Origin of the sequence: Aeromonas sp. CU5, assembly GCF_002586745.1 — a bacterium.
Lineage (GTDB): Bacteria > Pseudomonadota > Gammaproteobacteria > Enterobacterales > Aeromonadaceae > Aeromonas > Aeromonas sobria.
In genome coordinates this window covers 1,333,758-1,348,534 of the sequence record NZ_CP023817.1, presented here as the reverse complement: position 1 = coordinate 1,348,534, position 14,777 = coordinate 1,333,758, and the positions used below count along the sequence as shown (strand labels likewise).

The 14,777-nt window shown below is 57.4% G+C and carries 10 protein-coding genes; 5 read left to right on the top strand and 5 right to left on the bottom strand.

What is annotated here, in order from left to right; translation table 11 throughout:
- Positions 1–372: 372 nt before the first annotated feature.
- On the bottom strand, positions 373–1,836 hold the full coding sequence (locus tag CK911_RS06015; RefSeq protein WP_098969326.1) for a chitinase: 1,464 nt from the start codon (positions 1,834–1,836) through the stop codon (positions 373–375).
- A 308-nt stretch (positions 1,837–2,144) separates the two neighbouring features.
- Positions 2,145–3,365 (bottom strand): methyltransferase, encoded by a 1,221-nt coding sequence (locus CK911_RS06010; RefSeq protein WP_098969325.1) that lies wholly within the window; start codon positions 3,363–3,365, stop codon positions 2,145–2,147.
- 195 nt (positions 3,366–3,560) lie between these two features.
- On the opposite strand from CK911_RS06010, the gene CK911_RS06005 reads away from it, so the two are divergent.
- Positions 3,561–4,139, top strand: a complete 579-nt coding sequence (locus CK911_RS06005; protein ID WP_098969324.1) for a PhnA domain-containing protein — start codon at positions 3,561–3,563, stop codon at positions 4,137–4,139.
- 203 nt (positions 4,140–4,342) lie between these two features.
- On the opposite strand, the gene CK911_RS06000 is transcribed toward CK911_RS06005, so the two are convergent.
- Positions 4,343–5,869 (bottom strand): fumarate hydratase, encoded by a 1,527-nt coding sequence (locus CK911_RS06000; protein WP_098969323.1) that lies wholly within the window; start codon positions 5,867–5,869, stop codon positions 4,343–4,345.
- A 294-nt stretch (positions 5,870–6,163) separates the two neighbouring features.
- Here CK911_RS06000 and pabB point away from each other — a divergent pair, with 294 nt between their 5' ends.
- The 3 genes from pabB to CK911_RS05985 all read left to right on the top strand — a co-directional run bounded on the left by pabB (position 6,164) and on the right by CK911_RS05985 (position 9,572).
- On the top strand, positions 6,164–7,447 hold the full coding sequence (gene pabB / locus CK911_RS05995; RefSeq protein WP_253860410.1) for an aminodeoxychorismate synthase component I: 1,284 nt from the start codon (positions 6,164–6,166) through the stop codon (positions 7,445–7,447).
- Positions 7,448–7,490: 43 nt separating this feature from the next.
- Positions 7,491–8,057 (top strand): CoA pyrophosphatase, encoded by a 567-nt coding sequence (locus CK911_RS05990; RefSeq protein ID WP_098969321.1) that lies wholly within the window; start codon positions 7,491–7,493, stop codon positions 8,055–8,057.
- Positions 8,058–8,273: 216 nt separating this feature from the next.
- Positions 8,274–9,572: a serine/threonine transporter gene (locus CK911_RS05985; protein ID WP_042023823.1), complete on the top strand. Its 1,299-nt coding sequence runs from the start codon at positions 8,274–8,276 to the stop codon at positions 9,570–9,572.
- A 268-nt stretch (positions 9,573–9,840) separates the two neighbouring features.
- Here CK911_RS05985 and CK911_RS05980 read toward each other — a convergent pair whose 3' ends face one another.
- Together CK911_RS05980 and sstT are read right to left on the bottom strand one after the other, a co-directional pair.
- Complete coding sequence (locus tag CK911_RS05980; protein WP_098969320.1) at positions 9,841–10,836, bottom strand: hypothetical protein; 996 nt, start codon at positions 10,834–10,836, stop codon at positions 9,841–9,843.
- 207 nt (positions 10,837–11,043) lie between these two features.
- Positions 11,044–12,294, bottom strand: a complete 1,251-nt coding sequence (gene sstT, locus CK911_RS05975) for a serine/threonine transporter SstT (protein WP_098969319.1) — start codon at positions 12,292–12,294, stop codon at positions 11,044–11,046.
- A gap of 358 nt (positions 12,295–12,652) precedes the next feature.
- On the opposite strand from sstT, the gene CK911_RS05970 reads away from it, so the two are divergent.
- Positions 12,653–14,566, top strand: coding sequence for an ATP-dependent DNA helicase RecQ (locus CK911_RS05970; RefSeq protein ID WP_098969318.1), 1,914 nt, complete (start codon positions 12,653–12,655; stop codon positions 14,564–14,566).
- The last annotated feature ends 211 nt before the right edge of the window (positions 14,567–14,777 follow it).

Below are 14,777 nucleotides of genomic sequence, written 5' to 3'. Positions count from 1 at the left end.
ATGGCACTGCATGGATAGATGAAAATAATAAACACTTAAATCATAAATACGAAAAGGAGGGCGTAATGGATGCACTCTCCGGCCATATCGTTTAGCGAAAGGTCACACAAGAATTACTCAAACATCACTTAGCAGCAGAAATAAACATGAAATATAGCTATTAACCATCAAGGTTATTTGACACTCGCCACTTTACGTAAATTTAAATGAGAAAAGTAACGTTGGTTGATAAATACAGCTACACCACAGCTAACCTGCCACATTGATAGATGTTTTTTCAAGAGCGGCAGAATATTATCTCCCATAGATCAAATATGTAAAAAAGGGGGCCAAGCCCCCTCTCCTTAGCCCATCAACGAATGAACTATCTCTTTATTTGGCAGTGACCAACGCCCATGGACCACCTTTGGCGGGATCATCCCCCTGCGTCCACCATTTGGCCTGATAAACAGCTCCCTTGTAGCTCACCTTGCTGCCAGCGGTATAGACCTTGCTGGCATCCCAGGCCGCATTGCCATTAATGGGCGGATCGACCGGATCTATCGGTGCAGGATCAAGCTTGGCGACGATCCGCACTTTAGGCCAACTGGCGTGAGATCCATAAAAATTGGTCACGCACTTCTCGTAATCACCCGGCACCAGCGCGGAGTAAGCTGTCTGGAAACCCACCAGCTCGCACTCAAAGGAGTAACCGCCCGGGCGATCCGGGTAGTATTTCCAGTTACCATCCCAGTTGGTGTAGAGCACATCGGTGGCACCGTTGAGATTAAGGCTGCCATAAGGGGTCTGCTGCCAGCAGGTGTTCTTCTCATCCCCCTTGACCGGGATCTGGTAGTGCTTGGCCAGCCCTTCCCAGTAGCGGATGCGATTGACCGGTTGCCCCTTGTCCTTGTTCTGCTCGCCGCACTCTATGCCACCGTTGATGACGTTAATGGTGGTGCCAAAGCCATAACCGATACCAGCGTCAGTTTCCCGCGTGGAGGGTACCCAGGTGCGGTCAATCACGTGCAGCATGGCCGGTTTCGGAGCCTGCGGGGTCAGGAAGAACCAGATAGCCGAAGCGAGGTTAAGCCAGGAGTCTGCCACCAACCCCGGGTTGTTAAGCAGCACCGAGGCATCGCCATCAAACATCGCCTCGGAGAAGGCGCCGTAGTTAAAGTGGTAGGAGAGCTGCTTGGCGCCGCGGCCGAAGTATCCCTGGCCGGTGCTGCAGGGCCACTTCTTGTTCTGCCAGTCGTTCTGGCCGCAGCCGGTGGTGTAGCCGGTCTGTCCCTCTGACCAGCCCATCTCCCGAACATGCACCAGCGCCTGCTGCCACTCTTCCAACCCCTGCGGGTTATCAGAGACGTTCTCCTTGGCGATATGGCCGCCGGTCTCCTGCGAAAAATGAGCAAATGCGGTCACAATGGATTTTTTACAGATGGCATCGGCATCACGCCCGTCGGTATATTCTCCGCAGAACGCCGGAAATTTACCGATGGCCCGCAAGAAGCGGACATAGGTATATTCAGGCGCCGCCATCTGGGTTAAATATTCCCATTCAGATTGGGGAAACACCCGTTCAACCCGCTTTACGTTGTCAGGATTGCTTGCCAGACCCGGTTCAATGGCATCGACTATTTTATTTGACCGGGTGGCTAATGCCTTGGCCCATATTGCATACATGGGATTGGCCGTCTTGGCTTTTTCCACGGCGGCCAGATCCGGTGCCGCAATCACATATCCTCCCGCATTTTGCGGATCGGGTTGAATATTCATGGCTGCACTCATTGCGGCATAGCTTGGCAATGCGCAGGCAGCAGCGATCAGCCAGGCGCAACGCTTGGGTTTGAACATGTGTACCGTCCTTGTTTGGGAATAACGCGCTCCAAGAGTAGGTGTTTCAACAACTAAATTCACGATGAGAATTAAGAAATAAGCGGAATTTGTGAGCCATTTCACCTTGTGATATTCAGCGCAACTAAAACAAGGAAAGAGAACTCAAACGAAAACACAGAAACGTGATCTATCGCCAGTTTTTGGAAGGGTGAGACGGTCAGATGAACGGTTACCGGCTCATTATTCGAGAGGCAAAAAAATGGCTGACACGCTCAGCCTGTCAGCCATCATCAATGCTCAAGAAGAATGCTCAAGAGAGCCCGGCGTCAGGCGCGCACGGCACGGATCAGAATATTGCGCGGGGTCATGGGTTTGGCACAGAACTCCCCCACCTCGACTCGATAGCCCTGCTCTTGCAAAAAGAGCGCGCGATCCAGTGCCAGCCAGATCTCGAGGGGACGGCGAAACAGGTGGCGCACCAGCTCCATACGGGCAACATCACCAAAGCGGCGCTCCCCTTGCGCCAGCAATGCGGGATAGTCGAGCTCGGCAGGCAACACAATCCCCTTGCGCTCTGCCGCCCACACGCAAAATGCCTCGAAACTGCCAGTCAGCAGGCTCTTTTGCATATTGGGCACCGGCAGATACTCATCCACCCCGCGCACCTGCCGCTGCAAGCAGTCAAATCCGAGCCGCCATATCACCTCCAGCTCCCGCAAGCGGGCGATCCGCGCGCCGCCGGTCACCGTCTCCTGCAGCGGCAGCTTGAGATCGGCCTTGCTCAACATCAGCGCGCTGGCCTTTGCCGCCGCAGACAACGGGCGATAGTGGCTGGTGCGGATCAGGTGATAACAACAGGGAGAGATAGTCACCCCGCTGGCACTGCGCTCGACCACCCGCTCCAGCAGATGGGTATGCAGCTCGCCGCAGGCATGAAGTGCCATGGCGTGGTGCTCGGGGGCAATCAGCGCCGCCGACTCGGGGGCAAAGGCATCGGCGCAGGTAAAGGTCATATTGGCGCCGTCGCGCTCGGCCAGCAGCCGCCCTTCGTCGCAGAGCTGCGGTTGCAGCTCCAGACTCAGAATAGGAGCCTGTCGGTGGAGCGACACCAGCCGCCCGAGGTGGCCCTTGCCAGCACACCACTCCAGATAGGGGCCCTGATGGGCGGGCAAGCAGGCAGTGAATGACTCGATCTGGGCCTGTTTGCGCCCCGGCATGTTCAATGCCATTGCTTTGCTGCAGGTGATGGGTTCAGGGGGAAACAGGGCAAGCTGGCTAAGTTGTTGCAGCTCGGCACCTTCGGCAATCCAGGGCGCCAGTAAGCAACTGAGGGCGTCCATATCCCCATCAAACTCGGCCAGCTGGGTCAGGGTCAACCCATTGAGCAGGGCTGCCAGATCAGGGGCCTCATCAGCAAAGGCCATCGCCAAATGATGGTATGGCTGATATTGCCACCAGCGCCGGTAGCGGGTGAGCAGTCGATCCAGTTGTTGAAAACGTTGAGCCAGCACGCGCGCCCCTGCCTTGCAGTCAAAAAAGAGGCTCATTCTAGCGATCCCGCTTCAAAATGCACCCTCAATACCCGGTAAATCCACCGTTAAAAGCAAGCGGCGCAGCTTTCACTCGCAGCCATCAACCTGGGTGACCTGACAAAGTAGGGGGGTTTATGCTATATTCCGCCCCCTCTTTCACGCGCCCCGCCCCTCGCGGGTCGCTTTACCACTAGCTATGGGACCAACAACATGACCATCAACGCCATCCTGCAAGCGCGCGCGGGCGCCAAGTGTGAACTGTGCAGCGCCGAGCAGGCGCTGACCGCCTTCGTGGTACCTCACTCCCCCGCCAGCGACGATGATCACAGCATTGCTATCTGTGACACCTGCCGTGGTCAGCTGGAACAACCAGATACCCTGGTGGTCAACCACTGGCGTGGCCTGAGTGACAGCATGTGGAGCCAGGTGCCTGCGGTACAGGTGATGGCATGGCGCCAGCTGAAAGCACTCTCCGGCAAAGGTGAGGTGTGGGCTCAGGATCTGCTGGACATGATGTACATGGAAGACGAAGCCAAGGCCTGGGCCGAAGCAGGTATGGCTGACGAAGATGACGACAGCGTACCGACCGTTGACTCCAACGGCGCCGTGCTGCAAGAGGGCGATTCCGTCACCCTGATCAAGGATCTGGAAGTAAAAGGCGGCGGTTTCACCGCCAAGCGCGGCACCCTGGTCAAGGGCATCCGTCTGACCAACAACCCGCTCCATATCGAAGGCAAGGTCAACGGCGTGCAGATCGTACTGGTCGCTGCCTACCTGAAAAAGGCCTAAGCCAAGGGCGATTGCTCTGCTGTCTGCAGCCAGAGCACAAGCACAACGAAAAAGGATGGCGTCACGCCATCCTTTTTTATGCCCGCTTGCCACAAACGGCCAACTTGAGCCCATAACAGGCCAGCCAAAGTAAAAAGGCGCATCCGGATGGATGCGCCTTTTTTACATTACCACTGCCGTTAACCGGCAGCCGGGACGGTCACTCAGGAGGAGAGTTTGCCGTCCAGCTCTGCAATTTTGGCAGACCAGTAGGCCGGGCCGGTTTCGTGGATATTGTTGCCTTCGGAGTCGACCGCAACGGTCACCGGCATATCTTCCACTTCAAACTCGTAGATCGCTTCCATGCCGAGATCGGCAAAGGCGACTACCCGCGCCTTCTTGATGGCCTTGGCCACCAGATAGGCGGCGCCGCCCACCGCCATCAGATAGACGGCCTTGTGCTGCTTGATGCTTTCGACGGTTTTCGGGCCACGCTCGGATTTGCCGATCATGCCGATAAGACCGGTGTCACCCAGCATCATGTCAGTGAACTTGTCCATCCGGGTGGAGGTGGTGGGGCCCGCCGGGCCAACTACTTCGTCACGGACCGCATCGACCGGGCCAACGTAATAGATGAAGCGGTTGGTGAAATCGACCCCTTCCGGCAGCCCTTCGCCATTTTTCAGCATGTCGGCGATGCGCTTATGGGCTGCGTCACGACCGGTGAGGATCTTACCGGACAGCAGCACGGTATCACCGCTCTTCCAGCTGGCCAGCTCTGCCTTGGTGATGCCATCGACGTTGACGCGGCGCACGTTAGCGCCCGCTTCACGGGTGATCTCCGGCCAGTCGCTCAGTTTCGGCGGGGTCAGTTCGGCGGGGCCAGAACCATCCAGTTCGAAGTGAACGTGACGGGTCGCCGCGCAGTTGGGGATCATCACCACCGGCTTGGAGGCGGCGTGAGTCGGCGCGGATTTGACCTTCACATCCAGCACTGTGGTGAGGCCGCCCAGACCCTGGGCACCGATCCCCAGCTTGTTGACCTTGTCGTAGAGCTCGACCCGCAGCTTCTCTTCGGTGGTCTTGGGACCACGGGCGATCAGCTCCTGAATATCGATGTGCTCCATCAGGGCCTCTTTAGCCAGCACCGCCGCTTTCTCGGCGGTACCGCCGATGCCGATGCCCAGCATGCCGGGCGGGCACCAGCCTGCCCCCATGGTCGGCACGGTTTTCAGCACCCACTCGACGATATCGTCAGAGGGGTTGAGCATCGCCATCTTGGATTTGTTCTCGGAGCCGCCGCCTTTGGCCGCGATGCTCACTTCTACCTTGTTGCCGGGGATCATGTCGATATGCACCACGGCAGGGGTATTGTCTTTGGTGTTCTTGCGACTGCCTGCCGGATCGGCCAGCACGGAGGCGCGCAGCGGGTTGTCAGGATTGGTGTAGGCACGGCGGGTACCTTCGTCCACCATCTCCTGCACTGTCATGTCACTGTCCCACTGGACTTGCATGCCAATCTTGACGAAACAGGTCACGATGCCGGTGTCCTGGCAGAGCGGACGATGACCTTCGGCGGACATGCGGGAGTTGATCAGGATCTGGGCCAGCGCATCTTTGGCGGCCGGGTTGGCCTCACGGTCATACGCCGCTTTGGCAGCCTGAACAAAATCCAACGGGTGGTAATAGGAGATGTACTGGAGGGCATCTGCGATAGAATCGATGAAATCCTGTTTTTTTATAATGCTCATATCATCCTCACTGGTCCTTTTCCCTGCCAGAGGGCAGAGCAAGGGCTTCCATATGATGGGCCGTGCTGACGTGCTGGCTAAAAACTATCAACCAGCAAAAAACGAACGACACGGCAGTTTTTTCTTAAGTCACCGACACCTATGATACGCTTGCCCACCAGCACCGACTAGGGTTCGGGAACTAAACTGTTGCCTGTGTAACATAAAATGACGCCAACACTTCATATCCATCATCTAGACCATAGCGCTGAACTCCATCAGCTTTTTGCCCACCTGCAACATCAGCCGTGGGCCATGTTGCTGGAATCGGCGGGGCCACTCGGCGCCGATAACGGCTTTGATATCATCAGCGCCGATCCGCTGGCGACCCTCGAGACCCGTGACCAGATCACCACTATCACCCGGCATGGCGAGAGCAGCGAACACCATGAGGATCCCCTCGCCCTGCTGGCCCATACCCAGCAACAGCTGCTGGGGGAGCTGGACCTGTGCGCTACTCGCCTCCCCTTTATTGGCGGTGCCCTCGGTCTGTTTGGCTATGATCTGGGCCGCCGCTTCGAACGGTTGCCGGTGCAGGCCACTGCCGATATCGCGGTGCCGGACATGGCGGTGGGCATCTACGACTGGGCGCTGCTGCGCAATGTAGCGACCGGTGAATGGCAGCTGGTGCACTGGGGGGATGAAGCGGGCCTTGCCAAACGGCTGGCTTGGCTTGAGCAGCAACAGGCCACACCGGCCCCCGCTTTTGCCTTGCAGGGGGCGTGGCAGAGCAATATGAGCCGCGCCGAGTATGGCGAGAAATTTACCCGCATTCAGGAATACCTCGCCGCGGGGGATTGCTACCAGATCAACCTGACCCAGCGTTTCAGCGCCCCCTATCAGGGGGATGAGTGGCAGGCCTATTGCCTGCTGGCAAACGCCAACAAGGCCCCTTTCTCTGCCTTTATCCGTCTGCCGGACAGCGCGCTGCTCAGCCTCTCTCCCGAGCGGTTCCTGCTGCTCGATGGCCGCCATATCGAAACCAAGCCCATCAAGGGGACTCGCCCTCGCCACCCTGATCCGGCCACCGATCAGCAAGTAGCGCGGGAGCTGGCACAAGCCGACAAGGACAGATCAGAGAATCTGATGATCGTGGATCTGCTGCGCAACGACATCGGTCGGGTCAGCCGGCCGGGCTCGGTCAGCGTGCCTCATCTCTTTATGGTGGAGTCGTTTCCGGCGGTACATCATCTGGTCTCCACCATCCACGGGGAGCTCGATGCGCGCTGGCAAGGGGTCGATCTGCTGCGCGCCTGTTTCCCGGGGGGCTCCATCACCGGCGCCCCCAAGATCCGCGCCATGGCGATCATCGAGGAGCTGGAGCCCCAGCGGCGCAATGCCTATTGCGGCAGTATCGGCTATCTCAGCCAACACGGCCGGATAGACACCAGCATCTGCATTCGCACCCTGATCGCCGAAGCGGGTCGCCTGCACTGCTGGGCTGGTGGCGGCATCATCGCCGATTCCGATGCCGACAGCGAATATCAGGAGACCTATGACAAGGTCGCCCGCATCCTGCCGCCGCTCTCGGCGCTGTAACCGTCCCCATTGTCAGGCCACCGCACAGGAGAGAGCACCCGCCATGGATCGCCACGAACTGTTGACCCGCTTCCAGTTGCAGCAACCTGCGCCGGCCCATCGCCTCGCCATTGGCGGGCTCAGTCCGGCTGCGGTGTTGATCCCGGTGGTGATGCGCGACGAGGGGCTCAGCGTGTTATTGACCCGGCGCAGCCCCCAGCTGCGTCATCATGGGGGGCAGATCAGCTTCCCCGGCGGGCGGCAGGATCCGGGCGATGAGAACCTGATTGCCACGGCGCTGCGGGAAACCGAAGAGGAGCTCGGCATTCCGGCGCGGCTGATTGAAGTGATCGGCACCCTTAACCCGCTCAATACGGTGTCACGATTCGAAGTGCTGCCGGTGCTGGGGCTGCTCGATGGCAACTACCCCCTCATCCTGAGTCCAGATGAAGTGGATCACGCCTTCGAAGTGCCGCTGACCCATCTGCTGGATCGGCGCAACCACATCCCCCTGACCATTACCAGAGGGGGAAAACAGCACACCCTCTACTGGATCCCCTGGCAACAGCACTTTATCTGGGGGGCCACCGCCAGCATGATCTGCCAACTTGCCCAACACCTGACAAAATAACAATTTACACACATTTGACTGAGTGGAATTTAATCATTAACACTAAACTAACGTGCCAGATGGTAAACAAAAATTGAATTTTTAGTATTTCGCTCACATTTCCATAAAAAAGTAGGGTTTTTAGCCTTTAAATAATGAATCTGATCAACATTTTTGATTAAAAAAACCGTATCCTTGCGCCGACTTAATAAGAACCACACATTCGGGGTGAGATAGATGTCTAATACTGTCACTGGCACGCAAGATGCTGCGACTGCAACGAAGCCACAAACCGGCTTCACTCAATCCACTGGTTGGCAAAAACGTGACTCTACCTGGGTCATCAGCCTGTTCGGCACCGCGGTCGGCGCGGGTATCCTGTTCCTGCCGATCAACGCAGGCATGGGCGGTTTCTGGCCGCTGGTAGTGATGGCGCTGCTGGTTGGCCCCATGACCTATCTGGCCCACCGTGGTCTGGCTCGCTTCGTACTCTCCTCCAACAAGCCCAATGCTGACATCACTGAAGTGGTAGAAGAGCACTTCGGCGTGGGGGCCGGTAAATTAATCACCCTGCTCTACTTCTTCGCCATCTATCCCATCGTGCTGATCTACGGCGTTGGTATTACCAACACCGTCGAAAGCTTTATGGTCAACCAGCTGCAGATGAGTGCACCACCGCGCTGGATCCTCTCTATCGTGCTGATCCTGGGCATGATGTCGGTGATGCTGGCCGGTGAGAAGCTGATGCTGAAAGTGACCGAGCTGCTGGTCTATCCGCTCATTGCCATTCTGGCCGGTATCTCTTTGTATCTGATCCCGGACTGGACCGGTGCCGCGCTGGCGCAAGTGCCCTCTGCCAAGGATTTCGCCTCTACCCTGTGGCTGACCATTCCGGTACTGGTGTTCTCTTTCAACCACAGCCCGGCTATTTCCAGCTTTGCGGTGGCCCAGCGCCGCGACTACGGTGATCAGGCGGTCCAGAAATCTGATGCCATCCTCAAGCGCACCGCTGGCGTACTGCTCTGCTTCGTGATGTTCTTCGTGTTCTCCTGTGTGATGAGCCTGACGCCTGCCCAGCTGGCTGAAGCCAAGTCCCAGAACATCGCCGTGCTCTCCTATCTGGCCAACCAGCATGCGAGCCCCATCATCTCCTACTTCGGTCCGCTGGTTGCCTTTGTGGCCATCGTCTCCTCCTTCTTCGGTCACTATTTGGGTGCCCGTGAAGGTCTGAAAGGGATGATAGTGCAGAACATGCGCAAATCCGGCAAAGAGCCGAATGCCAAGAAAGTCGAGATGTTCATCATCGCCTTCTTCATCCTGACCCTGTGGGGCACCGCCATTGCCAACCCCTCCATCCTGGGCATGATTGAATCCTTGGGCGGCCCGATCATTGCCACCATCCTGTTCATCATGCCGATGTACGCCATCAAACGTGTACCGGCCATGGCGAAATATCAGGGCCATATCAGCAACGTATTTGTTGCTGTGATGGGGATGATCGCTATCTCCGCCATTCTGTTCCAGCTGGTTGGTTAATCCCCCCCACCTGCCGCAGATAGCAAAAAGCCAGCCGGTTAACCGGCTGGCTTTTTTTATTGCGTTTGTCCTGCCCTGAATATGTTTGACACCTCATCATGCGGTTATTGCGGTTACGTAATCCGAACTCACGCAGCGACCTGGGACACAGCCCTTATCCGGTAACAGCATCATGATGTTGTCAGTAAGCTGCTGCGAACCTCAGCCAACAAAAATGCCAGTCGGGTCAGCGACTGGCATCTCTTGCGGAACACTGACAATCTCTGGCTTAGAGTGGCTGCACTTCCACAACGAATGGCGTGATACCGGTGATTTCAGGAATGCCGATCATCAGCGTATCTTTCTGGCCATTGCTGTTACCCGGCTTCATGGTCAGATAAGCGGTGACACTGGCGTTACGATTGGCAAAATCGCGCATCTTTGTTTCCCAAAGCCCCTCATAAATTTTTCCGTCTTTGATATCAGCAGACCCTTTTAAGGTATTGAAGCTGCATGAGCGATTATTCCAACCGGTCAGCGTCAGCTTGTTCAGACCTTTAGTGTTGGCCTCTGTCTCACCGCTGACAGAACACCCCTCTTTAAACAGGATGGTCAGCTTGACTCCCGAGCCATTGTTGCTGCGCTCGGTTTTGAAATCCTGAAACAGTGCGCTCTCCCCAAGGTTGTACCAAGAGTCAGCGTTGATAGGCGCGGTTACCATCGGCTGCAATGCCACTTGGCCGCCCCAATTCTGAATAGTGAGCGCTGAATCGATTTTGGCTTTGACGGGTCGATAATCGAGCACCCAGAGTGACTGGCTGCTTCCCGCCGCATCTGGCACCGACGCCACCTTGACCAACCCATCGACATTGGTATTGGACCTTTGCTCCGCCGAGTCAAAGACACTGGGCTGGCTTTTGCTCACCAGCAGCGACAACGTCAGGGGGTAGCCCTCACCTTTGTTCAGAGAAGAAAAACCTTGAGGGAAGGTATAAGTGCTGACTGTGGAACTTCTTTTCTCAGCAATGTTCATCGCCCAACCAGTGCCCTCTGTAGACGCCGGATAGACAAAACCCACCGCACGATAGCTGTCGTTGACCGGACGGTTGATTAACTGCCCCTGAGCGTCCATCAGGACGGGGAGATAGACACCGGCCTGCGGCAACGCCCTCGGTTGCGGCTCCGGTGGCGTGGTACCGCCGCCGCCACTATCCCCACCACCGCCGCCACAACCGGCTAACCCCAATGCCCCTACCATTGCCAACCAAAGTGTTGTTTTCTTCATTATTGAATCTCTTTTTTAGCCTGAATCTTATAACTACCGGGGCTATTTTAGCGGGGGAGGATCACCCCCGTCTGCCTGCCATTTGTAACCAAACATTTCATCAAAATAGATGTTCTCTTGCGCATACCTCCCCTCAACAAATCTCGGCCAGCTGATATAAAAAGCCCCTCACAGAGAGGGGCTGAAGCGAATAGGCAAGCTACCTGATCACCCTTCGCTGCTGGGCAGCGCGGCAGGCTCCAGCAGGGTTTCATCTTCGGCCATGCAAGCCGCGGCGGTGAACAGCACGTCGGTGGAGCTGTTAAGCGCTGTCTCGGCAGAATCCTGCAGCACGCCGATGATAAAGCCGACGGCCACCACCTGCATGGCGATGTCGTTGCCGATACCAAACAGGCTGCACGCCAGCGGGATCAGCAGCAAGGAGCCACCGGCTACGCCGGACGCACCACAGGCACTGATGGTGGCAACCACGGAGAGCAGCACGGCCGTCGCCAGATCCACTTCCATCCCCAGGGTATGTACCGCCGCCATGGAGAGCACGGTAATGGTGATGGCAGCACCGGCCATATTGATGGTGGCACCCAGCGGGATGGAGACCGCATAGGTATCTTCCGGCAGACGCAGTTTTTCACACAGAGTCATGTTGACCGGAATGTTGGCGGCAGAGCTGCGGGTAAAGAAGGCGGTCACACCGCTCTCTTTGAGGCAGGTCAGCACCAGCGGATAGGGGTTGCGCTTGATCTTCCAGAACACGATCAGCGGGTTGACCACGAAGGCGATAAACAGCATGCAGCCGATCAGTACCATCAACAGTTGGGCATAGCCAAACAGGGCGTCGAAGCCGGTCTCGGCCAGGGTCGAGGCAACCAGACCCAGAATACCGAGCGGGGCGCAGCGGATCACCGCTTTCACTATGGTCGAGACACCGTGAGACAGATCGGTGATCAGCGCCTTGGTGCTCTCGTTGGCATGGCGCATGGCGATACCCAGACCGATGGCCCACGCCAGGATCCCGATATAGTTGGCATCCATCAGCGCCTTGACCGGGTTGGTCACCACGTTGAACAGCAGGGTCTGCAGCACCTCGGTGATCCCCCCCGGCGGGGTGATCTCGGCGGTGTTGGCCACCAGATGCAGGTTGGAGGGAAACAGGAAGCTGGCGATCACCGCGACCACGGCCGCAGAGAAGGTGCCAAACAGATAGAGCAGCAAGATCGGTCGCATGTTGCTCTTCTGACCCTGCTTGTGACCAATGATGGCCGCCATGACCAGTACGAATACCAGCAGCGGCGCCACCGCTTTCAGTGCGCCAACGAACAGGCTGCCGAGCAGACCTGCCGTTTTCGCCCACTCGGGCGCAAACAGTGCCAGCAAGATACCAAATACCAGACCAACCAGGATCTGGCTGACCAGACTGGTGCTATTGACCAGCCGAAGGAGGGGGTGTTGTTGTGTCATCAAAAAAGTCCCTAAGCACCGTAGTGCATGAATCATGAGTCCTGTCAGCAATCTTGCACCCGAGAAACCCCTGTCGCCCGAGTGTGGTGCCTGCGGCCAGCCTTCTGTCGGGCCGATCCGCCAGTCACCGGATTGCATGACGGAATATCCCATTCGCCATCTTTTTTTTCCAGAGAGGCACCAAAAAATATCCTGCTTTCATCACAAAAATCCGTAACAAAAACTCAACCATGGCGCAACCACCTATTTTTGTACGTTTTATCAGCACTCTCTGCTTGCGTCATCGGCAGCCATTCCCCGTCTCATCCGGGATGGGAACGGCTGTGCTATCATCCCCCATTTGCTGCGGAGCCCTGCCATGATCCCATCCCTGCTCAACCAATATTTTGGTTTCTCCGAACTCAGGCCAGGTCAGGAACAGGTCATCAGCCGGGTGCTGGCTGGCCAGAGTGCCGCCGCCATCTTTCCCACCGGCTCCGGCAAGTCCCTCTGTTACCAGCTGCCTGCCCTTGCCCTGCCCCACCTGACCCTGGTTATTTCGCCACTGATTGCGCTGATGCATGATCAGCTCGCCTTCCTTAAAAGCAAGGGGATCAGCGCCGCGACCCTCGACTCAAGCCAGAGCCCGGAAGAGAGTCGCAGGGTGATGCAACACGCGCTGGATGGTCAGCTCAAGATCCTGATGATCTCGGTGGAACGGCTCAAAAACGAGCGCTTTCGCCGCTTTATCGAGCAAGTTCCCCTGTCACTGCTGGTCGTCGACGAGGCCCACTGTATCTCTGAGTGGGGCCACAACTTTCGTCCCGACTACCTCAAGCTGCCAAGCTATCGCCATGACCTGAAGATCCCGCAGGTGTTACTACTGACCGCCACCGCCACCCCGGCGGTTATTCAGGATATGCAGGCCAAATTCGGCATCGAGCCGGAGGGAGTGGTGGTCACCGGTTTCTATCGCGCTAACCTTGATCTGGCGGTCATGCCACTGGCGCCTGACGCGCGGGATGGCTGGCTCGCGCAAACGCTGATGCAAGATCCGGCGGCCCCCACCATTGTCTATGTCACCTTGCAGCACACCGCCGAAGCCTGCGCCGAGCAACTCATTAGGCAAGGGATCAATGCCCGCGCCTACCATGCCGGACTCGACTCGGCGCTGCGCAGTCAGATCCAGCACGACTTCATGGCAGGCAAGGTGGCTTGCATCGTCGCCACCATCGCCTTTGGCATGGGGATCGACAAAGCGGATATCCGGCGAGTCATTCACTACGATCTGCCCAAATCCATCGAGAACTACAGCCAGGAGATTGGCCGTGCCGGGCGGGATGGCCAGCCATCACGCTGCATCGTGCTGGCCAACCAGAGCCAGCTGCCGGTACTGGAGAACTTCGTCTACGGCGATACGCCGGACTTGAGTGCCATCCTTCAGCTGCTTGCCATCATCGGCCAGAGCGGGGCCGAATGGGAATTCACTCTGCTGCGCCTCGCCAATGAGACCAATATTCGCCAACTGCCACTGAAAACCCTGCTGGTCTATCTGGAGATGGCGGGCATCATCACCCCGGCCTACAGCTACTACGCCGACTATCGCTTCAAGTTCGTGCTGGATAAAGGCGATATATTGAGTCGTTTCAATCCGGATCGACGCCAGTTTCTGGAGCAGCTGTTCGCCTGCGCCCCACAAGCACGCAGCTGGTGCACCATGGACTTTGACGCCCTCTGGCAGGGCTATCAGGGGGAGCGGCAGCGGGCCGTTGCGGCGCTGGACTACCTGCAACAGCAGGGCCTAATCGAGCTTGAAAGCAAGCAGATGACCGAGGTATACCGCATAACCCGTCAAGGGTGGGACAACGAGCAGGAAGCAACCGCCCTGCACGCCCTGTTCTTGCAAAAAGAGCAGAGCGAGCTGGCCAGACTGCAAGCCATGCTCGACTTTTTCACCTCTCGGGAGTGCCTGAGCCATCGCCTCGCCCGCTATTTCGCCGATGAAGCGGCGCCGGTTCACTGTGGCCACTGTTCGGTCTGTCGCGGCGAGGTAGCGTATCTGCCTCCCTTGCCCCAACTGGCCATGCCAAACGAGGCTGGGATCCGCGCCTGGTGCGATCCGCTCATTGCCAAGACCGGCTCGGTGGATGGCAGGGTGCTGGCCCGTTTCCTGTGTGGTATCGCTACACCGCTGACCAGCCGGGTCAAGGCCAAATCACTGGCAGGATCTGGTCAGTTGGCCGCACACCCGTTTGCCCGCGTCCTGGCGGCAGTGCAACAAGCCTACCCTTGATCGGTGAGCGCTGGCGGCCTCAACACCCACCAGCAGAAATTCACTTCTGCAGACGCAGGAAAAAGAAGACCCTCGTGGTTGCGAGGGTCAAGCCAACGGAAACGTGCTTAAACAGAGCTTGGTGTGACAACAGTCAACTCTCTTGCTAAAGGGTCTTGCTGATCACACGTTGCCAATCTAGGACACTCAAAATGTAGCGTCAATGTAAAAA